Origin of the sequence: Prevotella sp. oral taxon 475 (genome assembly GCF_018127805.1) — a bacterium.
Classification (GTDB): domain Bacteria; phylum Bacteroidota; class Bacteroidia; order Bacteroidales; family Bacteroidaceae; genus Prevotella.
In genome coordinates this window covers 1,288,906-1,313,844 of sequence record NZ_CP072334.1, presented here as the reverse complement: position 1 = coordinate 1,313,844, position 24,939 = coordinate 1,288,906, and the positions used below count along the sequence as shown (strand labels likewise).

18 protein-coding genes are annotated in these 24,939 nt (G+C 50.0%); 9 read left to right on the top strand and 9 right to left on the bottom strand.

What is annotated here, in order from left to right; all coding sequences use genetic code 11:
- Positions 1-123: 123 nt before the first annotated feature.
- The 4 genes from hutI to ftcD all read right to left on the bottom strand — a co-directional run bounded on the left by hutI (position 124) and on the right by ftcD (position 6,661).
- Positions 124-1,374 carry an imidazolonepropionase gene (gene hutI / locus J5A66_RS05155; RefSeq protein ID WP_211789617.1) on the bottom strand — a complete coding sequence of 417 codons (1,251 nt, stop codon included), beginning with the start codon at positions 1,372-1,374 and terminating at the stop codon, positions 124-126.
- A gap of 3 nt (positions 1,375-1,377) precedes the next feature.
- The gene (gene hutH / locus J5A66_RS05150; protein ID WP_211789616.1) at positions 1,378-2,853 is read right to left on the bottom strand and encodes a histidine ammonia-lyase; all 1,476 of its coding nucleotides are present in this window, start codon (positions 2,851-2,853) and stop codon (positions 1,378-1,380) included.
- A 21-nt stretch (positions 2,854-2,874) separates the two neighbouring features.
- On the bottom strand, positions 2,875-4,881 hold the full coding sequence (locus J5A66_RS05145) for a urocanate hydratase (protein WP_211789615.1): 2,007 nt from the start codon (positions 4,879-4,881) through the stop codon (positions 2,875-2,877).
- 76 nt (positions 4,882-4,957) lie between these two features.
- Positions 4,958-6,661 (bottom strand): glutamate formimidoyltransferase, encoded by a 1,704-nt coding sequence (gene ftcD / locus J5A66_RS05140; RefSeq protein ID WP_211789614.1) that lies wholly within the window; start codon positions 6,659-6,661, stop codon positions 4,958-4,960.
- 659 nt (positions 6,662-7,320) lie between these two features.
- On the opposite strand from ftcD, the gene J5A66_RS05135 reads away from it, so the two are divergent.
- The gene (locus tag J5A66_RS05135; RefSeq protein WP_211789613.1) at positions 7,321-8,154 is read left to right on the top strand and encodes a hypothetical protein; all 834 of its coding nucleotides are present in this window, start codon (positions 7,321-7,323) and stop codon (positions 8,152-8,154) included.
- A 163-nt stretch (positions 8,155-8,317) separates the two neighbouring features.
- Here the strand turns inward: J5A66_RS05135 and J5A66_RS05130 are convergent, their stop codons facing one another.
- The 5 genes from J5A66_RS05130 to rlmD all read right to left on the bottom strand — a co-directional run bounded on the left by J5A66_RS05130 (position 8,318) and on the right by rlmD (position 12,277).
- A complete protein-coding gene (locus tag J5A66_RS05130) occupies positions 8,318-8,473 on the bottom strand; it encodes a hypothetical protein (protein WP_211789612.1) in 156 nt (51 codons plus the stop codon).
- 2 nt (positions 8,474-8,475) lie between these two features.
- Positions 8,476-9,366, bottom strand: a complete 891-nt coding sequence (locus J5A66_RS05125; protein WP_211791436.1) for an RluA family pseudouridine synthase — start codon at positions 9,364-9,366, stop codon at positions 8,476-8,478.
- Positions 9,367-9,388: 22 nt separating this feature from the next.
- The gene (locus tag J5A66_RS05120) at positions 9,389-9,556 is read right to left on the bottom strand and encodes a hypothetical protein (RefSeq protein ID WP_211789611.1); all 168 of its coding nucleotides are present in this window, start codon (positions 9,554-9,556) and stop codon (positions 9,389-9,391) included.
- Between the two features lie 72 nt (positions 9,557-9,628).
- Positions 9,629-10,810 (bottom strand): porin, encoded by a 1,182-nt coding sequence (locus J5A66_RS05115; RefSeq protein WP_211789610.1) that lies wholly within the window; start codon positions 10,808-10,810, stop codon positions 9,629-9,631.
- Positions 10,811-10,837: 27 nt separating this feature from the next.
- On the bottom strand, positions 10,838-12,277 hold the full coding sequence (gene rlmD, locus J5A66_RS05110; RefSeq protein WP_211789609.1) for a 23S rRNA (uracil(1939)-C(5))-methyltransferase RlmD: 1,440 nt from the start codon (positions 12,275-12,277) through the stop codon (positions 10,838-10,840).
- Between the two features lie 450 nt (positions 12,278-12,727).
- Between rlmD and ppdK the strand changes: the two genes are divergently transcribed.
- The 8 genes from ppdK (at position 12,728) to truA (ending at position 24,770) form a co-directional block, all read left to right on the top strand.
- Positions 12,728-15,454 carry a pyruvate, phosphate dikinase gene (gene ppdK / locus J5A66_RS05105; RefSeq protein WP_211789608.1) on the top strand — a complete coding sequence of 909 codons (2,727 nt, stop codon included), beginning with the start codon at positions 12,728-12,730 and terminating at the stop codon, positions 15,452-15,454.
- A 298-nt stretch (positions 15,455-15,752) separates the two neighbouring features.
- Complete coding sequence (locus tag J5A66_RS05100; RefSeq protein WP_211789607.1) at positions 15,753-17,369, top strand: ABC-F family ATP-binding cassette domain-containing protein; 1,617 nt, start codon at positions 15,753-15,755, stop codon at positions 17,367-17,369.
- Between the two features lie 57 nt (positions 17,370-17,426).
- Positions 17,427-17,990: a nucleotide exchange factor GrpE gene (locus tag J5A66_RS05095; RefSeq protein ID WP_211789606.1), complete on the top strand. Its 564-nt coding sequence runs from the start codon at positions 17,427-17,429 to the stop codon at positions 17,988-17,990.
- A 26-nt stretch (positions 17,991-18,016) separates the two neighbouring features.
- On the top strand, positions 18,017-19,195 hold the full coding sequence (gene dnaJ / locus J5A66_RS05090) for a molecular chaperone DnaJ (RefSeq protein ID WP_211789605.1): 1,179 nt from the start codon (positions 18,017-18,019) through the stop codon (positions 19,193-19,195).
- 455 nt (positions 19,196-19,650) lie between these two features.
- Positions 19,651-20,979, top strand: coding sequence for a folylpolyglutamate synthase/dihydrofolate synthase family protein (locus J5A66_RS05085; protein WP_211789604.1), 1,329 nt, complete (start codon positions 19,651-19,653; stop codon positions 20,977-20,979).
- A gap of 76 nt (positions 20,980-21,055) precedes the next feature.
- Positions 21,056-22,396, top strand: a complete 1,341-nt coding sequence (locus J5A66_RS05080; protein ID WP_211789603.1) for a DUF3078 domain-containing protein — start codon at positions 21,056-21,058, stop codon at positions 22,394-22,396.
- Positions 22,397-22,407: 11 nt separating this feature from the next.
- Positions 22,408-24,015 (top strand): ComEC/Rec2 family competence protein, encoded by a 1,608-nt coding sequence (locus tag J5A66_RS05075; protein WP_211789602.1) that lies wholly within the window; start codon positions 22,408-22,410, stop codon positions 24,013-24,015.
- A gap of 14 nt (positions 24,016-24,029) precedes the next feature.
- Positions 24,030-24,770, top strand: a complete 741-nt coding sequence (gene truA / locus J5A66_RS05070) for a tRNA pseudouridine(38-40) synthase TruA (protein ID WP_211789601.1) — start codon at positions 24,030-24,032, stop codon at positions 24,768-24,770.
- The last annotated feature ends 169 nt before the right edge of the window (positions 24,771-24,939 follow it).

Here is a 24,939-nt window from a genome sequence, read left to right as displayed (position 1 = left end):
CTCTTGCTTCTGCCGATATGTCAACACATTTTGTTTCACGGCGGCAAAGGTAACACAATCTTTCGAGATAAACAAATGTATCAGAAAGGAATGATAAAAGGGAAGAGACTTACTCATCAGAACCTAAACTGAAGCTTGCAACACGCCATTTAAGAATACTGCGCGAATGATGGGCGTGGTGTAGGCGTAAGGAATGAAAGAGAGCGACGGGAGGGGATGGGTGATGAAGAAGTTGGCCACTTTTCCCACGGCCATCGACCCATAGTCACGACTTAGCCCCATGGCGTAGGCTCCGTTGATGGTGGCGGCATTCAAAGCCTCGGACGGCTGAAGACGCATCTTGATGCAGGCCAACGATAGGACAAATTTCATGTCGCCCGAGGGAGTCGACCCTGGATTGTAGTCGCTAGCAATGGCAAGTCCTAAGCCCGAAGCGATCATTTGGCGTGCCGGAGCAAAGGGCATGTTCAGGAAGAACGATGTTCCCGGCAGAGCAGTCGGCATGGTTTGAGAACCGTGTAACAGACGGATATCCTCTGAGGTCATGCTTTCCAAATGGTCTACCGAGAGAGCTCCGTGCTGCACGGCCACTTCCACTCCCCCACTTGGGGCCAGTTCCTGCCCATGAATCTTGCCGCGCATTCCGTGCTTGGCCCCTGCTTTAAGAATCTGCGCCGTCTCCTGGGGCGTGAAAAAGCCTTCATCGCAAAAGACGTCGATAAAGTCGGCCAAGCCCTCGGAGGCCACAGCGGGTATCATTTCGTTCACCACCAGATCGACATAGGCACTCTGTCTCCCGGCATAAGCACGCCCTACGGCATGTGCTCCCAGGAAAGTGGCCACCACTTTGAGGGGCGATGTCTCCTTGATACGCCGAATCACTCGCAGCATCTTCAGTTCGTCTTCCGTGTTAAGGCCATATCCACTCTTGATTTCCAAACAGCCCGTACCTTTGAGCATCACCTCGTCGACGCGGCGCATCGAGAGTTGGTAGAGTTCGTCCTCGGTCATTTCGTGCAGTCGGTCGGCACTGTTGAGAATGCCGCCACCCCGTTTTGCAATCTCAGCATAAGAGAGTCCGTTGATTTTATCTACAAACTCCTGCTCCCTACTACCAGCGTTCACAAGATGCGTATGCGAGTCGCAGAACGAGGGGAGCACCATTCCGCCCTGCGCATCGATGCGACAGACGGTGTCATTCAGAGGCGGCAAGTCGGTCATCGACCCGAAATCCGCAATTCTTCCCTCCTCTATCAGCAGATAAGCATTCTTGATAGTCTCGAAGCGAGCCATCTCTTCGCCCTGTAGGCGCAGAAGTTTTTTGCGATCAACGCCACCAAGGAGAGCAATATTTTCAATCAAGGTCTGTGCCATACCTTATCTATTGAGGAACTGAATAGAGGCTTCAATGTGCGGATACATCACCACGTCGGTGTCTATAAACGGAACCACTTGGCGATATTCGGCGTGTATCTGCATGATTTCGGGCGAAGAGACAAGCGGCCGACGGAAGTCGAGTGCCTGCGCAGCGTTAAAGAGTTCGATGGCCAGCACTCGTTCGGTGTTGGCCACGACCTTGCGCAATTTGATGGCGGCGTTAGCTCCCATGCTCACAAGGTCTTCCTGATCTTGGCAGGAGGGGATATTATCGGTAGACGATGGCACGGCATACGACTTGTTCAGACTCACCACCGAAGCAGCCGTATATTGGGCGATCATAAATCCACTGTTAAGTCCCGGCTTGGCCACAAGAAAGCTGGGTAGATCTCGCAGACCCGAAACCAATCGATAAATGCGGCGTTCGCTGATGTTCGAGAGTTCGCTCAGAGCAATCGAGAGATAATCCATTGGCAGTGCGATGGGCTCTCCATGGAAATTGCCAGCCGAGATAATCAAGTCTTCATCGGGGCATACGGTGGGGTTGTCGGTGGCCGAATTGATTTCGATGTCCACCACCTGACGTACGTATCTGATGGTGTCTTTCACTGCCCCATGCACCTGTGGCACACAACGAAACGAGTAAGGGTCTTGCACATGCTTCTTGGGTCTTCCTATCAACGCACTTCCCTGCAATGCCTTTCGTATGCGGGCAGCGGTTTCTATCTGTCCTTCGTGCGGACGAACGGCATGCACGGCATGTGTAAAAGGTTCGATTCGGCCGTCAAAAGCATCGAGAGACATCGCCGCAATCAAGTCGGCCCACTCACTCAGACGTTGCGCATGGAGCAGTGCCCACACCGCCTGTGCACTCATATTCTGCGTTCCGTTGAGCAAAGCCAAGCCCTCCTTGCTGGCCAGTTCGATAGGTTTCCAGTTCATTCGGCGATTCATTTCCTCGCCACTCAACAATTCTCCGTTCATCTCCACTTCGCCAAGTCCCACCAAAGGCAGACTCAGATGCGCCAAGGGAACAAGATCTCCCGACGCACCCAATGAGCCTTGCTCGTAAACAACAGGACAAATGTCGGAATTGAACATATCGACGAGCCGTTGCACCGTGTCGAGTTTGCACCCCGAATAACCGTAGCTCAGCGATTGTATCTTGAGCATCATCATCATTTTGACAATGTCGTTGGGCAGCCGATCGCCCACTCCGCAGGCATGCGACTTAATGAGATTCACCTGCAATTGTGAGAGTTGGTCTTTGCTCACCGAGACATTGCAGAGCGACCCAAAACCGGTTGTAACGCCATAAATAGGATTTTCTTCCTTTTCAATGCGGTTATCGAGGTATTCCCGGCTGCGAATGATGCGACGACGAGCATCGTCGCTCAATTCGATAGAATCGTGTTGGTAGATGATTTCGCCCACTTTCTCAATGGTGAGATGGGCAGATGAGATCAAATGTGTCATGATTGAAATCAGATAAAAGGGTTAGAATTGAAACTGCTTAATGAGTTCGTCGTCTACAAGGTAAGGAAGGGTAACTTGAAAGTCGGGCGTTCGCTGCATTTCACGCCTGATAGCATCCATCGCCCCCTTATTTCTGGCCCACGAACGGCGTGTGATTCCGTTGTTGACATCCCAGAAAAGCATTTGTCGGATGCGATTGTCGCAGGCTTCGCTACCATCGAGAACCATCCCGAAACCGCCATTGACAACTTCTCCCCAGCCCACTCCGCCACCGTTGTGGAGGCTCACCCATGTGGCACCGCGAAACGAATCGCCGATCACATTCTGCACCGCCATATCGGCACAAAACTGCGAACCATCGTAGATATTGCTGGTTTCGCGGAACGGAGAATCTGTCCCAGACACGTCATGATGGTCTCTTCCCAAGACGATGGGTGCACTGATGCGCCCCTCTCGCAAGGCTTTATTGAAAGCCAGTGCGATACGTATGCGCCCTTCTGCATCGGCATAGAGAATGCGTGCTTGCGAACCCACCACCAATTTGTTGCGTCCGGCCTCGCGAATCCAGTGCAGATTATCAGCCAATTGCCCTTGAATATCTTCAGGAGCCGTCTTGAGCATATCGGCCAGCACATCGGCAGCCAGAGCATCGGTCAACTCCAAGTCTTTCGGGTCACAGGAAGTGCAGGCCCAACGGAAAGGTCCGAACCCATAATCGAAGAACATCGGTCCCATGATGTCTTGCACATACGAGGGGTAGCGAAAGTGTTTTTCATCCTTCATGATGTCTGCTCCGGCTCTGCTGGCCATAAGAAGAAAGGCATTGCCATAATCAAAGAAGTACATTCCTCTTGCCGTCAGTCGATTGATGGCAGCCACTTGTCGGCGCAACGACTCGAAAACGTGCTCGCGGAACCTCTCCGGTTGTTCTGCCATCAGTTGGTTAGCCTCTTCCAATGTCAGACCTACGGGATAATAGCCACCAGCAAAGGGATTGTGCAACGACGTCTGATCGCTTCCCAAATCCACTTGTATGTTTTCATTAGCCAACCGTTCCCACAAGTCAACTACATTGCCGACATAGGCCATCGAAACGACACGATGCTCGTCAACGGCCTTTTTCACAGCCACCATCAGTTCGTCAAGATTGTCGTACAGCTCATCTACCCATCCCTGTTCGTAGCGTTTTTGTGCCGCAAGAGGATTGATTTCGGCCACTACACTCACCACTCCGGCGATGTTTCCAGCCTTTGGCTGCGCGCCCGACATACCTCCAAGCCCCGACGAGACAAAGAGCGGCATCTTGCTTTTATCGGAATCTAACACCCGCCGTGCGGCATTCAACACGGTGATAGTCGTTCCGTGCACGATGCCTTGCGGACCGATATACATATAACTGCCTGCCGTCATCTGTCCATATTGGCTCACACCGAGTGCATTGAAGCGTTCCCAGTCGTCGGGTTGAGAGTAGTTCGGAATCACCATTCCATTGGTTACCACCACGCGCGGTGCCTCTTTGTGCGACGGAAATAAGCCCAGCGGATGCCCACTATACATCACAAGCGTCTGCTCATCGGTCATTTCGCTCAGATACCTCATTGCCAATCGATACTGAGCCCAGTTCTGAAACACAGCTCCATTCCCTCCATAGGTAATCAATTCGTGTGGATGTTGTGCCACAGCTGGGTCCAAATTGTTCTGAATCATCATCATGATGGCTGCTGCTTGTCGGCTTCGATGCGGATATTCGTCAATGGGGCGGGCATGCATTTCATAATGCGGACGTAGCCGATACATATAGATGCGACCATAGGCCTTCAGCTCCTGCACAAACTCGGGCAGCAATTCGGCGTGCATTTCCTCAGGAAAATAACGCAAGGCATTGCGTAAAGCCAACATTTTTTCTTCCTCAGAAAGAATATCTTTGCGTTTAGGTGCATGATTGATCGTGGAGTCATACACCTGCTTTTGTGGCAAAACGCGAGGTATACCGGCACGAATATCGGCTTGAAATTCTTGTAAAGTCATTGTCGTAATAGGTTTATAATAGATTGATTCAGGGCATTTTACGCCCTTTTAAATAAAGAGAACCGGCAAAAGAGTCTCAACCAATAGCCTTGGAAACCAAAGTATAAATCTCCGTCTCGGCCGTATTGGCCTGTGCAATCAAATCATCTGCCTCGGCCATCAGTGCGGAAGCCATCGTCTTGTCTGCCAAAGAGGCCGCATTGATCTTCACATTCATCCCGGCACCTAACACCGCAGCCCGTGCAGCCAATGCTCCAACACCCGCATCGGAGATGCTGTTAGGATTGCCCTCTATGGCCATTGCCTTGCAGATTTCAAACACCTTAGCAGCTTCTTTCATCGTTTTTAGCGGCACTTGTGCGGCATCAAGCGTAGCAGCCTGTATGGCTTGAGTACGTGCGGCCTTGTCTTCCTCGGTCTTTTTGGGCAGTCCGAATGCAGCCATCACCCGGTTGAAGGCCTCAGTATCTTCGTCTACAAGGTGCAGCAGCGAAGTCATCAGCTCCTGTCCTCTTGCAGCCCAAGTTCCAAACTCAGCCCAACGGTCGTCCCAACCGGGTTTATGACTCGACAGATTGGCCACCATTGTACCCAGTGCTGCCCCCAAAACGCCCATATAAGCGGCAATGGTTCCACCACCGGGAGCAGGAGATTCGCGCGAGGTTTCTTTGGCAAATTCGTCTACGGTGAGATCGACGAGCTGTTTTTTCTCCTCTTGTTCACAAAGAAATTCTATCACCTTTTCCCGAGGATGGAAAGGTTTTAAGTCGTCGAGACCCATCGATTTCACGGCTATACGAATGATGTCTTCCTCGGGAATGCCGACAGAGCGTTGTTGTTTTTCAAGAAAATATTTACCTGCCTCAATGAGTGTGCGTTTCGGAATCAGCCCTACAATCTCCGTTCCTGTCACCCGTATGCCGCGATTTTGAGCACAACGACACACCTCATCGAAAGCCACATGCAACGGAGTAACGTCTATATCGGTGATGTTCATCGATACCTGAGCAATCCCATATTCGTCTATAAACCAGCCAATAGCCTTTGTTGCTTTCAGTGTTCCTGGAAGAGTCATCGGATTTCCATGAGCATCTTTCTTCACTTTTCCCGTTATCGGATTGCCCTCTCGCAAGGGGCGACCCTTCTCGCGTACGTCGAATGCAATGGCATTGGCCCGCCGTGTGGAAGTGGTATTGAGATTAAAATTGGTGGCAATCAGGAAATTTCTAGCGCCAACAGCCGTACATCCCGTACGCATGGCCCGTTCATCAATGGGGCGTGCACCAAAGTCGGGTTGCTTGCCCGGTGTCGACAGCTTCTCGGTCAAGGCCTCATACTCGCCTTCTCGACACACGGCCAGGTTGCGTCTTTCGGCTATCAAGGCAGCAGCCTCGTAACAATAACAAGGAATTTCCAGTTCGTCGGCAATGCGTTTTGCCAGTTTCCGGGCCAATTCGGCACACTCTTCGAGAGTAATGCCCGCCACAGGAATCAGCGGAAGCACGTCGGTGGCTCCCATACGCGGGTGTGCGCCATGGTGTAGACGCATGTCTATGAGTTCGCCTGCCTTTTTTACAGCTTTGAAAGCGGCCTCGACCACTGCGTCGGGAGGACCGACAAAGGTAACCACCGTTCGATTAGTGGCCTCTCCCGGGTCTACATCGAGCAGCTTCACGCCCTTTGTTTGTTTCACCACGTCGGTTATTTGGTTGATCACTTTCATGTTGCGCCCTTCGCTAAAATTGGGCACACACTCCACCAATTGTTTTTCTTTGTTCATGTCAACAGGTTGTTTAGAGGTTAGTTGCACATGTCTCATCAGAGCATGGCTTTCTATTTTTTCGCAAATATATGAAATTTGTTCTATACAAAGTGGTCTTTTCAACAAAATCATTCAAGAAAAATAAATTTCGTACGTTTTACTTCTCTTCAAAACGGGTTGAAAGACGAGCGTCGATCTTTTCGACCATCAACCAACTGATGAGAGGCGTAGAGATCTGAATTCCTATCTATCTGAAAATCAAATATATACAAACCACCTTTCAATCTCTTAGCTTTTAGCGTGCGAAAGCTAAGAAAACGTAATGCCATCTCTTAGCTTTCGCAACTCAAAAGCTAAGAGAATGGAAACGCCTCTGTTGCGTGATCACTTTTCAACACAATGAGATGGGTGAAAAAAGAAGAATATTTGACCATCAAAACTCAAGCTAGAAAACCTCTGACAATTCCACTCCAATGCCCGAACAGAAAGAGAAGAGAGCTGTAGAAATATTTTCAAGCCAAAAATTTGTAGATTTAATGAAAGTATTTAATTTTGCAGCAAACAACACACAAGCAGATGAATAGTGAACAACATCTATAACGGATAATAACTACACATCAATTCTAATTACTCTTTTCACCAAAGAGATACCAACAAGCAACGATAAATCATCATATATGAAAAAAGGAAAAAAGACTTTGACACTTAAAACACTGAGCAAAAGCAATGTCTGGGGCATTCAAGAAAACGATGTATTCAGGATGTGGGAGGCCGCAGAAAAAGATGCCGACTTGAAAGACAACGCCCGACATTACATGGATGTGATTAAGAGTGCATTTGATGTAGAGGAAATAAAAATCGACAAACCTGAAGTCGTTAAGAAATATGAAGAACGCGGATTCAAAACCGGAAGCATCAGAATGGAAGACAATACCAAGGTAAAATTGGCCATTAAGAAACATCCGATTATGAGGGTGACTGATTTGACCTCTGAAAATATCCGTCACCTTTCGGCCGCTAAAATCATCGAAGTACTGAACCGCAACTTCGGCGGTGGCTGGGAATCGCTTTCGCAAAGCGTTAAAGACATCATCGAAAGCGGCTTCGAGGTGAGCACGACCATTCTCCCTAAAGACCGACTTCATAAGAAGGGGGGGATGTATGACAAGAAAGTAGAAGAAGGTTTTGAAGTGCTTGAAATCGAAAAAGGCACCTGGGTGGAGGCGATCTTTGTGAAAGAAAAACCCGAGACGGAGAAAACATATGCCAAAAACGAAGAGGAAAAACTGTTAACGGATGCATCGGAGGAGTTGTCGGAAGATGAAGAGGAGGATGAAGAGGATAATTCCATCCTTATAGAAGAAGATTATAAGGATGAAGATGAGGACGACGACTCTTTCGATGAGGACAAACTGACGGAGGAGAGCTATCGAACTACTTTCGAAACAGACAATGACGAGCTCAATATGGAGGCCGAAAGTTTGGGTGATGAGGAGGAGGATAATTTCTAAATCCTTATTATAAAAGGATATAAAAACGAAATGGAAAAGATTGATTTTCAATCTTTTCCATTTCGTTTTTATATGGCTTCTATCTCCGTATTTCTACGAGCGGGTGACCAAATGCAATTGATCGACCTCCATTGACCGTCCTTACAAATGGGCAACGACGATCCTACGCCGAGAAAAATCGATAATATATATAGGCAAGCAGTCCCACAAGGATACTGACAATCACTAAACGTATCATGCAACCGGTAATCTTTTTGACCACGATAACGCCCACAATAATGGCGATCAGCACAAAAAGGAAATAAGAAAAGTTTGTCATCTTTATTTGAATATTCGTTTAAAATTTGGCGGTATAGGTGTTGAAAACTCCATTCTGGCATTCGTCACGGGATGGAAAAAGCATAGGATGTAGGCGTGAAGACAAAGTCGGTCAATGGGGTTATCACCGTTTCCGTATTTCACATCGCCGCAAACGGGATGCCCGATGTCGGAAGAATGTACACGGATTTGATTTTTTCGGCCTGTTTCCAACTGAAATTCTACCAGCGAATGGGTGGTGGTGCGGTCGAGAACACTGAAATGTGTAACAGCATATTTGCCGCCATTATCTACCGGAGAGGAATAAATGAGATAACCGTTATTCTCTCTTAACCAACTGGTTATTGTGCCTGCATCGTCTATCACTTCCCCTGATACCACGGCAATATAACGCCTATCGTAAACAATCTCGTGCCAGTTGTATTCCAACACTTGCTCGGTCTCCATGTCTTTGGCATAAACCATCAGTCCGCTTGTGTCTCTATCCAACCTATGAACTACATGAGCACGACACCGTTGATGTGTCTTGACAAAGTAATCGTCGAGCAATGCTTTCAAATTCAGCGACGAATGCCCTGCCGCCATGGAAAGAACACCTTCGTTCTTGTCGACAACAATGAGGTAACGATCTTCGTAAATGATACGGAAGTATCGACTTTTGAACACTTCGTTTCTCTTCGATTTGCTCACCTCCAGCTGCATTCCTGGTTCCAAAGGATAGTCGAACTGTGTCACACACTTGCCATCCACACGGACGCCTCTGCCTTGTAAAATGGCCTTTAGCCGGGAACGACTGTTTCCTTCCACATTCTCGATGAGCCATTTGAGCAAGGTGCTGTGTTCGGTTACGACAAACCGGCGGTCGTTTTCTTCACTTCGCTTGTTATATGTCATACTCATTTTCAACCGTTTCGTTTTATTCCGCCGTATAGATCCATATCACAAACGCTACAATGAGCGTGGCCACAGCACTGAGAACGGCAAACAACACCTTTGCCATCGCCTTTCTTCGGTGGCGTGCATTGAGATTGCGTCGTTTCATTCTGCCCTCTTCACTCTCGTGTCGATATCTTTTCTGTTTCATTCTCTATTTTCCGATGGGTCGATAAGATTGATTTTCTTATTCTCCAAATACTGTTTCGCCAGTTAGGAGCTTTTAGAAACGTAGTCCGATTTGGAAGTCGAGCATCTGGTAGTTTTGATGTTCGAGCATTTTATCGTGCACCAAAACATACTCGGCACTGAATTTCAGGTTGCGTGTAAGCTCGTAGTCGGCTCCCAACTCATACATCGTCTTCGCCGTTACGCTACTTCCATCCGCGCAATAGCGGTCAAGTCGCGCTTTGAGATGCATCTGTTTCTTCATCATCGGCATGATTACCAGGGCGTAATAGCCATTGGCTCGGTCGCCCAGTGCATAGTTGATATTAGCATCTTGCAGGTCGGCCTTGGTGTTATAAGTGGTTTTAAAGCCATAGCCCTTACTGCTAATGTATTCACTTCGAAAGGTCCAACCGTTTGCAACATATTCTCCGCTGATAGCATATCGCTTCTTTTCCACCGTCTGCGTGCCTTTTGCGGTTTGCGGATTGCCGCTTCCGTCGAGCACCGGCTGATGGGTCGTGGGATGAACGATGGTATAGGAACCCGTACGCGAGTAGGAACCGCGCCACCCGAAGACACCCAATCGCAGACCTTTGATGGGCATCACCCACACACCGCCTATGACATCTTTGCGTTGGTCGACATCTTTCACGTTGATACCTTGCCCGTTATAGACGCCCACCTGATAGTGGAGCAAAGCCCGTCCCTGGCTGTTGGGCAACACATCACCCTGCACCTGAAGACCGAGGTCGCGTCCATTACTGGCATGTTCGCCTGTTCGGTCGGCAAAACCCGATAGCTTTGTCACACTCTGCGACACCGACATAAACCCCTGATCGATGGGATGCAACGGATTCTCAAAGGTGAACGGCCGTTTGAACTGACCGAACTTCACACGCAGCGTCTTGTATTTCTGCCACTCGGCAAAAAGATCTACCACCCGCGGCGACTGCCCCAGGGTGGCCGTATTGCCGTTGAACTGAACCTGCGTCTTCCAAAAGAAGTCGCGAAGGATGCGTCCTTCGAGCGAGAGACGTGCCATACGGATGTTGAAACTGTTGCTGTGTGCGCCGTGTTGCCCGCTATATTGATACTGCGATAGTATAAAACCGCTCAGCTTCAAATCACTTACCAACGTCAGTTTTTTTTCTTCTGTCGGATTTTTTCCGGTCTGTGCCTCTGCTTGCAGCGTGAAACCTACCAGCAACAGAGTCCATAAAAGTTTTTGTTTCATGTGTATTTTGTTAATTGTTGTTTTCTTTTAGGAGTATTCCCCCAAGCCATTCCTTCTCTCCAACAGCACAACATTCTCCACATGCGGCGTATGCGGGAACATGTCTACGGGCTGAATGGCCGTCACCCGATAACCTTTATCGAGCGCAATAAGGTCTCTTGCTTGTGTGGCGGGGTTGCAACTGACGTAGACAATGCGACCAGGAGCCGCCCGAAGAATGGTTTCTATCACATCGGCATGCATGCCAGCACGTGGCGGATCGGTAATCACCACGTCAGGATGACCGTTTTCGGCAATGAATTCTTCGGTAAGAATATCCTTCATATCCCCCGCATAGAAACTCGTATTGTGAATGCCATTGAGCTCACTGTTCACCTTTGCGTCTTCAATGGCCTCGGGAACATACTCCACCCCCACCACTTTCCGAGCCGAACGGGCCACAAAATTGGCGATCGTTCCAGTGCCGGTGTAGAGGTCGTAGACTGTTTCCGAACCCGACAATCCCGCAAAACGACGAGCCACATCATAGAGATGATAAGCCTGACGTGTGTTGGTTTGATAGAAACTCTTCGGTCCCACCTTGAATTTCAACCCTTCCATCACCTCGAAAATATGGTCATTGCCTTTGAAAACATGCACGGGCAAATCGCCGAAAGTGTCGTTGCACTTCTGATTGTCCACCCAAAGCAACGACGTGATTTGTGGAAACCGCTCGCCCACATGTGCCAACAGGGCATGAGCCGTTTGCGGATCGCTCTCCGTCTCGAAGTGAAACTGAACGAGAACCATCCATTCACCCGTGTCGCTATTGCGAATCATGACATCACGCAACAAGCCTTTCTGCTGTCGCAGATCGAAAAACGAGAGATCCTGAGCGAATGCATAGTCCCTGATTTCGTTGCGAATCTGGTTGTGAAGGTCGTCCATGAGCCAGCATTTCTCGATGGGAAGAATCTTGTCGAAGGCTCCTGTGATGTGAAATCCGATGGCATTCATGTTATCGAAGGTCTCGCCCGAGGCCACCTGTTCTTGGGTGAGCCATCGCTTATTGGAACAGCCGAACTCCAGCTTGTTGCGATATTCGCTGGTGAGTTCGGAACCAAGGATGGGCAGACACTCAGGCAGTGCCACATGCGAGATGCGTGAAAGTTGGTCGAACACCTGCTGCTGCTTGGCCCGCAATTGCTCCTCATAAGGCAGATTCTGCCATTTGCAACCGCCGCAAACGCCGAAATGCTGACACATCGGCTCAGTACGCACCTTGCTGTATTTGATAAAACGCACCACCTCGGCCTCGCAATAACTGTGTTTTTTCTTCCTTATCCGTAGGTCAACAACATCTCCCGGCACAGCAAAAGGCACGAAAACCACTAAATCGTTCACCCTTGCCAGCGATTTTCCCTCGGCTGCAACGTCGGTAATCGTTACATTTTCGAGTATCGGTAGTTCTTTTCTCTTTCTTGCCATATATATAAATAAGGTGTAACAGCCCGTTTCCAAAGAATCGGCATTTCGCCTCTCCCAACAGGGTTTCAACTCCTTGATGTCCAAGTGCTTATAAAACCCCTTTGCGAAAGCTAAGCTTTTGCACATCAAAAGCTAAGAGATGGCCCTCTAAAAGCTAAGCTTTTGGCCTGCAAAAGCTAAGAGATGGCAAAACCCCTTCCCTATCTTTGCAAAACCATTTGTACAGAGGCAAGGACTTCTCCCTACTCCAACGCATAGACATCAGGCTGCAATCTGTGTACAAAGATATGAATTTATCTTTAAGATTTCAAGAAAAAAGAAGTGCTGTTTACGGCAACGAGGCCAAATGTAATGTAGAGATTGCAAATTATAGAATAAAAGTTTGCACATTCAACGAAAAAAGATTATATTTGCATAAGACAAAAAGATTAAAGCATAATATCACTAACAATGACAGAAAAAAGAGTTTACACCTTCGGCAATGGCGTTGCCGAAGGGAAAGCAGACATGAAAAATCTGCTCGGCGGGAAAGGAGCCAATTTGGCAGAGATGAATTTGATCGGGGTGCCCGTTCCTCCAGGATTCACCATTACGACAGATGTCTGCAACGAGTATTTCGAAAAAGGCAAAGACAAAGTGGTGGCCTTGCTGAAAGGAGAAGTTGAAAAGGCGGTGCAACACATCGAAAAACTGATGAACAGTAAGTTCGGCGACCTGACCAATCCCTTGCTGGTCTCGGTGCGTTCGGGTGCCCGCGCTTCGATGCCAGGCATGATGGACACTATCCTCAACTTAGGTCTGAACGACGCTGTTGTGGAAGGTTTGGCTGCCAAATCGGGCAACGAACGGTTCGCCTACGACAGTTATCGCCGCTTTGTGCAGATGTATGGCGACGTGGTGCTGGGCATGAAACCCACCAACAAAGAGGATATCGACCCCTTTGAAGCAATCATCCAGCAGGTGAAGGCCGAACGCGGCATCAAACTCGACAACGAAATGAGTGTCGACGAACTCCGAAAACTCGTCTCTTTATTCAAGTCGGCCATCAAGAAACAAACGGGAAAAGACTTCCCCACCGACCCCATGGAGCAACTTTGGGGAGCCATCTGCGCCGTGTTCGACAGTTGGATGAACGAGCGCGCTATCCTTTACCGCAAGATGGAGGGTATTCCCGCCGAATGGGGAACGGCCGTCAACGTGCAGGCAATGGTGTTTGGCAATATGGGTAACACCTCGGCAACGGGTGTTTGCTTCAGTCGTGATGCCGCAACAGGTGAAAATCTCTTCAACGGCGAATACCTTGTCAACGCACAAGGCGAAGACGTGGTGGCCGGAATACGCACGCCCCAGCAAATCACCAAAGAGGGTTCGCTGCGTTGGGCCGAGCAACAGTGCATCGAAGAGGAGGTGCGCGCCAGTCAATATCCTTCAATGGAAGAGAATATGCCTGAGATTTTCGCACAGCTGAACGAAATTCAAGAGAAACTGGAACGGCATTATCACGATATGCAGGACATGGAGTTCACCGTACAGGACGGCAAACTGTGGTTCCTGCAAACGCGAAACGGCAAGCGCACAGGTACGGCCATGGTGAAGATTGCTATGGATCTGTTGCGCGAAGGCGAGATTGACGAGAAGACGGCTTTGAAACGCTGCGAGCCCAACAAACTGGACGAACTCTTGCATCCCGTCTTTGACAAAGCAGCTCAAAAGCAAGCAAAGGTTCTGACACGAGGTTTGCCCGCCTCGCCGGGGGCTGCCTGCGGACAAGTGGTGTTCTTTGCCGACGATGCCGCTCGCTGGCACGAAGAGGGACACCAAGTGATTATGGTTCGTATCGAGACCTCACCGGAAGACCTTGCAGGTATGTCGGCCGCCGAAGGCATTCTTACCGCACGCGGAGGAATGACCTCGCACGCTGCCGTTGTGGCACGTGGCATGGGCAAATGCTGTGTTTCGGGTGCTGGTGCCATCAATATCAACTACAAAGAGCGTACTCTCGAAATCGACGGAACCCTGATTAAGGAAGGCGATTACATCTCGCTCAACGGCAGTACGGGTGAAGTCTATCTCGGAGAGGTGAGAACCCAGCCTGCAAAAGTAACCGGAGATTTGGCCGCTCTCATGGAGCTCTGTAACAAATACACTCGTTTGGTGGTGCGTACCAATGCCGATACGCCACACGATGCCGACGTAGCACACAACTTTGGGGCTGTGGGTATCGGACTTTGTCGTACGGAACACATGTTCTTCGAGAACGAGAAAATTAAGGCGATGCGCGAAATGATTCTCGCAGACAGCCAAGACGGCCGCGAAAAGGCTCTCGAAAAATTGTTGCCTTACCAGCGACAAGACTTCTACGGCATCCTTAAATCAATGAATGGCTATCCGGTAAACATCCGTTTGCTCGACCCGCCTTTGCACGAGTTTGTCCCTCACGACCTCGAAGGTCAGCAAGCCATGGCCGACGAGATGGGTATCTCGGTGCAAGAGATTCAACGTCGCGTCAATTCGCTGAGCGAACACAATCCCATGTTGGGCCATCGCGGATGCCGTTTGGGCAATACCTATCCCGAAATCACGGCTATGCAGACGCGTGCCATCCTGGGTGCAGCCATACAATTGAAGAAAGAAGGGTTTGATCCGCATCCTGAAATCATGGTTCCGCTCATCGGTGTAGTACACGAATTCGATGAACAGGAAAAGGTGATTCGAGAAACGGCCAAACGTTTGTTTGCCGAAGAGGGCGTTGAAGTGCACTTCCGCGTGGGTACCATGATCGAAGTGCCGCGTGCAGCACTCGTTGCAGACAACATTGCCGAGAAGGCCGAATACTTCAGTTTCGGAACAAACGACCTCACACAGATGACCTTCGGCTACAGTCGCGACGACATTGCAGGCTTCCTTCCTGTGTATTTGGAGAAGAAGATCCTAAGCGTCGATCCGTTCCAAGTGCTCGATCAGAAAGGCGTTGGCCAGCTCATCGATATGGGTGTGAAGAAAGGTCGTTCTACACGTCCTGACCTCATCTGCGGTATCTGTGGCGAACACGGTGGCGAACCCGAATCGGTGAAGTTCTGTCATCGGGTCGGTTTAAATTATGTCAGCTGTTCTCCTTTCCGAGTTCCTATCGCTCGGTTGGCAGCGGCACAGGCAGCAGTGGAAGAAAGTCTTTAATTTTCTAAACCATAATGAATAAAGCGGGACATCACGTGCTTACGGGATGTTCCGCTTAACTTGTTCTTGGAAAAGTGAGTTCATTTGGAATCACTCTCCGTGCAGAGTGATTATACAGGCATCAATCATTACATTTGCAAGAAGATTTCTTCTGAAGAAAACGCATTTTTGTGTACTACAGTTAGTAGAATACGAGGAACGGGGCATTTCCTTGCTTTCAAAAGCACCGATTTGCACAATCGAACGAAAAGCACTACCTTTGCACACATTATTTTAATACATATTACAAGGAAAAAGGATGATAACAGTTACAAATCTTGCAATTCAATTCGGTAAGAGGGTTCTCTATAAAGATGTGAACATGAAGTTCACTTCAGGCAATATCTACGGCATCATCGGAGCCAATGGAGCAGGAAAATCGACTCTGCTGAAAGCCATCAGCGGCGAGTTGGAACCCAACAAAGGTACCGTTGAGCTGGGACCGGGCGAACGTCTGTCGGTGCTTGATCAGGATCACTTTAAGTTCGATGAGTTCCGCGTGATCGATACCGTTCTCATGGGACATCAGAAGTTATGGAATAACATGAAAGAGCGCGAGGCTCTGTATGCCAAAGATGAGATGACCGAAGAGGACGGCAATCGCGCAGCGGTGCTCGAAGAAAAGTTTGCCGAAATGAACGGCTGGGAGGCAGAAAGCGATGCGGCTCAGATGTTAAGCAATCTGGGTGTAGCGGACGCTTTGCACCATAAGCAGATGAGCGATCTGTCGAATAACGAAAAGGTGCGCGTAATGTTGGCGAAGGCTCTCTTCGGCAATCCCGACAATCTACTGCTGGATGAACCTACCAACGACCTTGATCTGGACACGGTTACCTGGCTCGAAGAATACTTAGGAAACGTGGAGCAGACGGTGCTCGTAGTGAGTCACGACCGCCACTTCCTCGATGCTGTGAGCACACAGACCGTGGACATCGACTTTGGAAAGGTGACCATCTTCTCGGGCAACTACTCTTTCTGGTATGAGAGTTCGCAGTTGGCTCTGCGTCAGGCACAGAACCAAAAGCAGAAAGCCGAAGAGAAACGAAAGGAATTGGAAGAATTTATCCGCCGTTTCTCGGCCAATGTGGCCAAAAGTAGGCAGACGACATCGAGGAAAAAGATGCTCGAGAAACTTAATGTGGAGGAAATTCGTCCGTCGAGTCGCAAATATCCAGGTATCATTTTCCAAATGGATCGCGAACCGGGCAACCAAATTTTAGAGGTGGAAGGCCTGAAAGCGAGCGACAACGACGGCAACGTGCTCTTCGACAATGTATCGTTCAACATTGAGAAAGGGCAGAAAGTGGTCTTCCTCAGTCATAACCCCAAGGCGATGACAGCCCTCTTCGAAATCATCAACGGCAATCGTGAAGCCGAAGCTGGAACTTATAAATGGGGCGTAACCATCACTACAGCCTATCTGCCGCTGGACAACACGGCGTTCTTCGACAGTAAATTGAATCTCGTAGACTGGTTGAGTCAGTTTGGTCCGGGCAACGAGGTGGTAATGAAAAGCTACCTCGGTCGCATGCTTTTCTCGGGCGAAGACGTACTCAAAGAGGTGAACGTGCTCTCGGGAGGCGAGAAAATGCGCTGCATGATTGCACGCATGCAACTCAAAAACGCCAACTGTTTAATTCTCGACACACCCACCAATCACCTCGACTTGGAAAGTATCCAAGCCTTTAACAACAACCTCATCTGTTATAAGGGCAACATTCTCTTTGCCAGTCATGACCATCAATTCATTCAATCGGTGGCCGATCGTATCATCGAGCTTACCCCATCGGGCACTATCGATAAGCTCATGAACTATGACGACTATATCTACGATCCTGCCATCAAAGAGCAAAAAGCCAGTATGTACAACGTCTGATTTTTTTGGCAAGGTGTTTGCAAAGAGAGAAAGCAGAAACATTAAAAAAGATTTGTAATGAACGCGATAAACGAAGAAGAAAAAGACTTGAAGACAGACGAGACTCTTGACGCTCAACAGCCTGTAGAGGGCGAAACAAATCCCGATGCCGAGATCTCAGACCCCCAGGAGGAAGAGCAGCCATCGGCAGAGAGAGAACTGGAAGAGCTCAAAGACAAATATCTGCGCACTGTGGCCGAGTTTGAGAATTACAAACGGCGCACCTTGAAAGAGAAGACCGACCTTATTCTCAACGGTGGCGAGAAAGCCTTCACCTCCATCCTACCCATCATCGACGACATGGAGCGCGCCATCCTCAATGCCCCCAAACTCGAGAGTCTGGACGCTGTGGAAGAGGGGTGGGAACTGATTTACAAGAAACTCATCAGCACCCTTGAGGCGCAGGGTGTAAGGAAAATCGAGACTGACGACCGAGACTTTGACGTAGACTTCCACGAAGCCGTAGCCATGGTTCCCGGTATGGGCGACGAGAAGAAAGGCAAAATCATCGACTGCATGCAAACGGGCTACACGCTCAACGACAAGGTCATCCGCCACGCCAAAGTGGCCGTGGGTCAGTAATCAAATCGGATTGAAAGGATAGAAGAATGGCGAAAAGAGATTATTATGAAGTACTGGGCGTTGCGAAAAACGCCTCGGAAGACGAAATCAAAAAGGCCTATCGAAAATTGGCCATCAAATACCACCCCGATAAAAACCCCGATGACAAAGCGGCCGAAGAGAAATTCAAAGAAGCTGCCGAGGCTTATGATGTGCTGCACGACCCCGCCAAGAGGCAACAATACGACCAATTCGGCTTCGACGGACTCTCCGGTGCAGGCGGCTTCTCCTCCTCAGGCGGCGGAATGAACATGGACGACATCTTCTCCATGTTTGGCGACATCTTCGGAGGTCACAGCGGTTTCTCCTCTCGGGGCGGCTTTTCAGGATTCGGAGGTTTCTCCTCCGCCGGCGGTTCTCACCCACAATACCGCGGAGCCGACCTACGACTGCGGATCAAACTCTCGCTGCAAGAGGTGGCCACCGGAACCACCAAGAAGTTCAAGGTGAAGAAAGACGTTGTCTGTACCCATTGCCACGGTAGCGGAGCCGAAGCAGGAAGCGGTTCTGACACCTGCCCCACTTGTCACGGACAGGGATTTGTCGTGAAGACCGTGCGGACGATGATTGGCATGATGCAGACACAAACCGAGTGTCCCACCTGCCACGGCGAGGGCACAGTCATCAAGAATCCCTGTCATGTCTGCCACGGTGATGGCGTCGTGAAAGGCGAAGAGGTAGTAGAAATCAAAATTCCCGCCGGCGTGGCCGAAGGGATGGTGGTGAATGTGCCTGGCAAAGGCAACGCAGGCAAGCGCAACGGCATCACAGGCGACATCCAAGTGTACATTGAAGAGGAACCCAATAACACCTTCGTTCGCGACGGCAACGATCTTGTCTACAACGAATTGCTCGACTTCTCTACCGCCGCACTCGGTGGCAGCGTCGAAATCCCCCTCATCGACGGCGGACGGGTAAGAGTGAAAATCGAACCGGGCACACAACCGGGCAAAACGCTTCGTCTGCGCGGAAAGGGTCTACCCGCCGTCGAAGGTTACGGCAGGGGTATGGGCGATTTGATTGTCAACCTCAGCGTCTACGTCCCCAAAACCCTCACGAGCGAAGAGCGCGCCATGCTCGAAAGACTCTCGCAGAGCACCAACTTCAAGGGAGACAACGACACGAAGCGCACCATCTTCCAGCGGTTCAAAAATTACTTTAGTTAGGGTAGAATAAGCTTTCCGAGGTCTCGGACGACTCAAAAATGGAAAAAACGAAGCTTCCAACTACTTGGAAAGCTCAAAAATGAGAAAAACGAGGCTTCCAACTACTCGGAAAGCTCAAAAATGAGAAAAACGAGGCTTCCAACTACTTGGAAAGCTCAAAAATGAGAAAAACGAGGCTTCCAACTACTTGGAAAGCTCAAAAATGAGAAAAATGAGGCTTCCAACTACTTGGAAAGCTCAAAAATGAGAAAAATGAGGTTTCCAACTACTTGGAAAGCTCAAAAATGAGAAAAATGAGGTTTCCAACTACTTGGAAAGCTCAAAAATGAGAAAAATGAGGTTTCCAACTACTTGGAAAGCTCAAAAATGAAAGAAAATGAAGTTTCGCGCGGAGCGAAAGCTCGAAAGAGAATCGAAACGAGTAGCCCAGACATTCAGATTCACAAAGAAAAGAAATGAACTACGAAGAAACCCTGACCTATTTATTCAACAGCACCCCGGTTTTCGAACATGTGGGTGCTTCTGCTTATAAAGAGGGTCTGGACAATTCCTTGGCTTTAGACCGCCACCTGGGGCATCCCCATCAGCAATTCCGCTCAGTGCACATTGCCGGTACCAACGGCAAAGGATCGACAGCCCACACACTGGCCTCGATTTTACAGGAGAGCGGCTATCGTGTAGGGCTTTATACATCGCCCCATTTGGTAGACTTCCGCGAACGCATCCGTGTAGATGGCCTGCCCATCTCGAAGGAATACGTCGTTGACTTCGTCCGCCGGGAACGCCCATTCTTCGTCCCCCTCCACCCCTCCTTTTTCGAACTCACCACCGCCATGGCCTTTCAATATTTCGCCCATAGACGGGTAGACATCGCTGTGGTGGAAGTGGGTCTGGGCGGACGACTCGACTGCACCAACATCCTCTCCCCCCTACTCTCGGTGATCACCAATATCAGTCTCGACCACACCGGATTTCTAGGCGACACACTCGAACAGATTGCACGCGAAAAAGCGGGTATCATCAAGCCGCACATCCCCGTGGTAATTGGCGAAACCACACCCGAAACTCGCCCAGTGTTCTTGGAAACAGCCCAACGGAATGAGGCCGACATCCACTTTGCCCAGGAAGAAGAAGAGGTGACAGGCCAGATCTGCGGAACAGATGGACAAACGTGGCTCACTACCCGGAGCTACGGAAGTCTGCCTCTCTGGTTGGGCGGAAGCTATCAACTGCGCAATGCCAATACAATCCTTTACTCCGTGAACGAACTGCGGCGACTCGGCATCCGCTGCGACGAGGAGGCAGTACGAAGAGGATTCAGTAGAGTTTGCGAAAATACGGGACTCATGGGTCGATGGCAACGCCTTCAAAACCGTCCGACGGTGATTTGCGACACGGGACATAACGTAGGCGGATGGGAATATCTCAGTAGACAGCTCAAGGCGCAAGTCTGTCGGCAATTGCGCATCGTCTTCGGGATGGTAGACGATAAAGACCTCGATTCCGTGCTGGCCCTGCTCCCCCAAGAGGCCCGCTACTATTTCACACAGGCCGAAACCCACCGGGCTATCCCTAGTGGGACAGTGAAAGAAAAGGCTATCCAACGAGGACTCGTCGGAGAAAGCTACGCCGATGTGCCCTCGGCCTATCGCGCGGCTCTATCCGATGCTAATCCCGAGGACTTCGTCTTCGTTGGCGGCAGCAGCTATGTGGTAGCCGATCTGCTCACATCGCTCACTTCGAAAGATGACCAACTGGCAAAATCGTCATCGGCTTCACGTTGAACAGGTCGAAAAGAATACCGATTCAAAACTTAATTCCCGTTTTTTATCTAATTTTGCACGCAAAAGATACAGAGAAATGAAACATCGCATTAGCCTTCTGGCCCTCTTTCCCTTCCTATTCCTCCTTATCCTCGTTCCGAGCAAACTGAGTGCGCAAAGTTTGCGCAATGCAGCCCGGGTGGAGAAGACTGAAACTAAAAACGCTCTTTTGCAGGGCTATGAAGACTCATTGCTGGTGTGTTACGACAGAATTTATCGGTCCACCAGCCAAGCCCAAAGCTTTGCGGCCCACTCGTCTACGCTCTCTTATCAGAGTTACAAACTGTTTGCACCGCTCACCTTCTACCGAGATCTTATCGATCAGAAATTGCGCCTCGCCCCTGCCGACAAACTGTGGACGGGAGCCGATCTCGTGGCAGGTTCCCTGACCGATGATGCCATTTTGAATCTCTATCTACGCCGACCCGACCTCGTGCAGAACTCCGACGACCAGTTGCAACGCGCCGTTCCTAAGGTGAATGCCCATCCCGTTGTGATCAAATCAGACCTGGGATTGAATCAAAAGGTGGTCGAAAAACCCACCGACCCCGGCAATATTGCCGTAGACGTAGTGGTAGTGAAGCCCAACTTTTGGTCGTTCAAGGGAGACTACTATCTGCAATTTCTGCAAAACTACGTTTCAGGCAATTGGTACAAAGGCGGCGAAAGCAACTATTCGATGGTGGGAGCCGTCACGCTGCAACTCAATTACAACAACAAACAGAAGGTGAAGTGGGACAATAAACTGGAACTGAAGTTGGGCTTCGTCACCTCGAAAAGCGACTCTCTGCACAATCTCAAAACCTCGGAAGACCTCATACGCTATACGGGGAAATTGGGTTTGCAAGCTTCCAAACGATGGTACTACACCATGCAGTTGGTAGCCTATACGCAATTCCTGCGCGGTTACAGCAACAACAGCCGGCAAGTGTTCTCCGATTTTATGTCGCCGCTGAACACCAACCTCTCTCTTGGTATGGATTATAACGTCAATGGACTGAAAGGTCGGCTCACCGGCTCGATACATCTTGCCCCATTGGCCTACAACTTCAGATATGTAGACCGTTTGTCAGTGGCCTCTCGTTACGGACTGAAACCCGACCGCCACACCCTGCACGACTTCGGTTCGGAGTTCACCTTCGACTTGCTTTGGAAGATGTCCGAGTCTGTCAGCTGGCAAACCCGACTCTACGGCTACACCACCTACCGCCGAGCCGAAGTGGAATGGGAAAACACCTTTACTTTCCGATTCAACAAATACATCAGCTCGAAGCTTTTCCTTTATCCGCGCTTCGACGACGGAACGGCACGCGACGGACATCATGGCTATTGGCAACTCAGAGAGTTTGCCTCCATCGGATTCTCCTACGGATTTTAAGTCCACGCGACATGTTTCGTCCCAATGGCGTCATCCAGCTATTCCCACTGATGCGCATCGCTTTGATGCTCGTCTTGGGAATCATAGCGGGCGACGCCTTTTCTTCTTTCATCCCTTCGACAGCATGGCTAGTGTTGTTCGTTCTCTCTCTAATCCTTTTTATGCTGACAAGAAATCGCCCACTGACAGCCAGTACGGCGATACTGATGGCGACAGGAATGATGGGTGGTTGGCTCGTCACATGCCAGAGGGCCGATCTCAACAATTGTCCCCTGGACGAACCGCTCAGATACACCGCCATCGTAACCGATGAACCCAGCCTTCACGGCAAAGTGCTGCAATGCAGACTGCTGGTGTTGGAGACGAATGCCGATCAACGTTGCGAGCCTTTTGCCATCCGTGCCTCCATCCTCCGCGATACACTAACGGGCAGGTGGCGCACACTGGCACAGGGTTCCACCATCGTGGGGCAGTCCGTCCTCAGTCGTCGCTTCCATCGTTCCCCCTCCATGCGCTTTCGGTTAGACCGCTGGATGGCCGCCCATCGACTCAAGGCCACCACCTTTCTTCATGCTCGGGCCTGGCAATCGACACAACTCACCCCCAACCAAGAGGCGCGAATCCCCGTTTGGGAGCGACTGCATCTATATCTCTCCAATTACAGAAAACGATTGATTGCCCAGACCTGGAATAGGAAGATGAGCAGCGAAAACCGCGCCCTGCTTGAGGCGATGGTACTCGGCGAGAAATCCAAGCTCTCTCATGCCCAACGAGAAGCCTACAGCATTGCCGGAGTTTCGCACATCCTGGCCTTGTCAGGTCTGCATTTAGGCATCATCTATACCGTTCTCTCGCTTATCTTCTCATTTCTTTTCCGCCGAGTTGACTCCAACAGTTGGACAGCCTTAGGGGTTCAGAGTATTCTCACGGCCTCCATCTGGGGCTACGTCTTCTTAGTGGGAATGCCACCCGGAGCCGTTCGTTCGGCCGTGATGCTCACCATCTACTCCGCCGTTTCATTACTTCAGCGCGACAAAATGTCGGTCAATGCCCTATCCCTTGCCGCCCTTATGATGCTCATCGGAAACCCGATGCTGTTGTGGGACATCAGCTTCCAACTCTCCTTCGCCGCCGTTCTCGCCATCTTTGTGTTTCATCCACCGCTCCAAGCCTTTGCCCGGCGGAACGAATGGCCCGGCATTGTCACCGCTCTCTGGAATTTCATTTGCGTATCGCTTGCAGCACAAATGGGCACAGCCCCGCTGGTCATGCACTATTTCGGCAGATTCTCCACCTACTTTCTCTTTGCCAATCTCCTCTTCATTCCCCTGGCCACCGCGTTGCTCTACACATCCCTGCTCGTGATTCTCTTGCAGAGTCTGTCCATAGCGCAACTCGGCGACGTTCTTCTCTCCCTCTCCGATCTCCTGACAACAGCGATGAACCATTCTGCCACCTACCTTTCCTCCCTACCCTATGCCTCTCTCGAATATCCATCTTTCAACGCCACGCAAACCTTCCTGGTCTATCTCCTCATGGGGAGTCTATACATCCTCATTTATCGCAGCCATCAAATGCTTCGGTCGATCCGCAATCTAAGAAAACTATCCAACACATAAGTCCTTTTCAAACAATGACACAGCGATACTTCATTTACTTTTCTTACGACGGAACGGCCTATCACGGTTGGCAGATTCAGCCCAACGGGCACTCCGTACAAGCCGAATTGCAACGAGCACTCTCCCTGATTCTTCGTCAGTCCATCGAGGTGACTGCCGCCGGACGCACCGACGCGGGCGTGCATGCCCGAGTGATGGTAGCGCATTTCGACCTCAACAGCGCATCACCCGCCAACCTCTCTGAGTGGCTTTATAAGCTCAATCGAGTGTTGCCCCGCGACATCACCGTCACACGTCTGCAACCCGTAGCCGCCGATATGCATGCCCGTTTCAGTGCGAAATGGCGAACCTATCATTATTATATCCATCTCGACCGCGACCCCTTCGTTCGTTTCTATTCCTATGCACTGCACCATGCGCCCGACTTTCACGAGATGAACCGTGCTGCCAGCCTTCTTACCGAAACGGCAGACTTCGGAGCTTTCTGCAAAAGTCATTCGGATGCCAAGACCACCCTTTGCCAAGTACGCGAGGCCCGTTGGATTCAGCTCACCCCTACCCGATGGTATTTCCGCATCAGTGCCAATCGTTTTCTACGCAACATGGTGCGTGCTGTGGTAGGTACGCTACTCGATGTGGGCTCGGGAAAACTCACCCGGGAAGAATTTGCTGCTGTACTGGCCTCAAAGTCTCGTAGTTGCGCAGGCGAATCGGTTCCCGGTCACGCCCTCTTTCTTGAAGAAATAGAATATTAAATTGTGTGAGAAGTATTTCCATCTCTTAGCTTTTGCGCTCTAAAAGCTAAGAAAATAGGTTGTAAAAGCTAAGAGATGGAACGGCAAAAGCTAAGCTTTTGCAAACCGTATTGAAAACGTACTGACTTTCAAAGAGATATAAAAGCCTAAAAGACAGGACACACTCCTA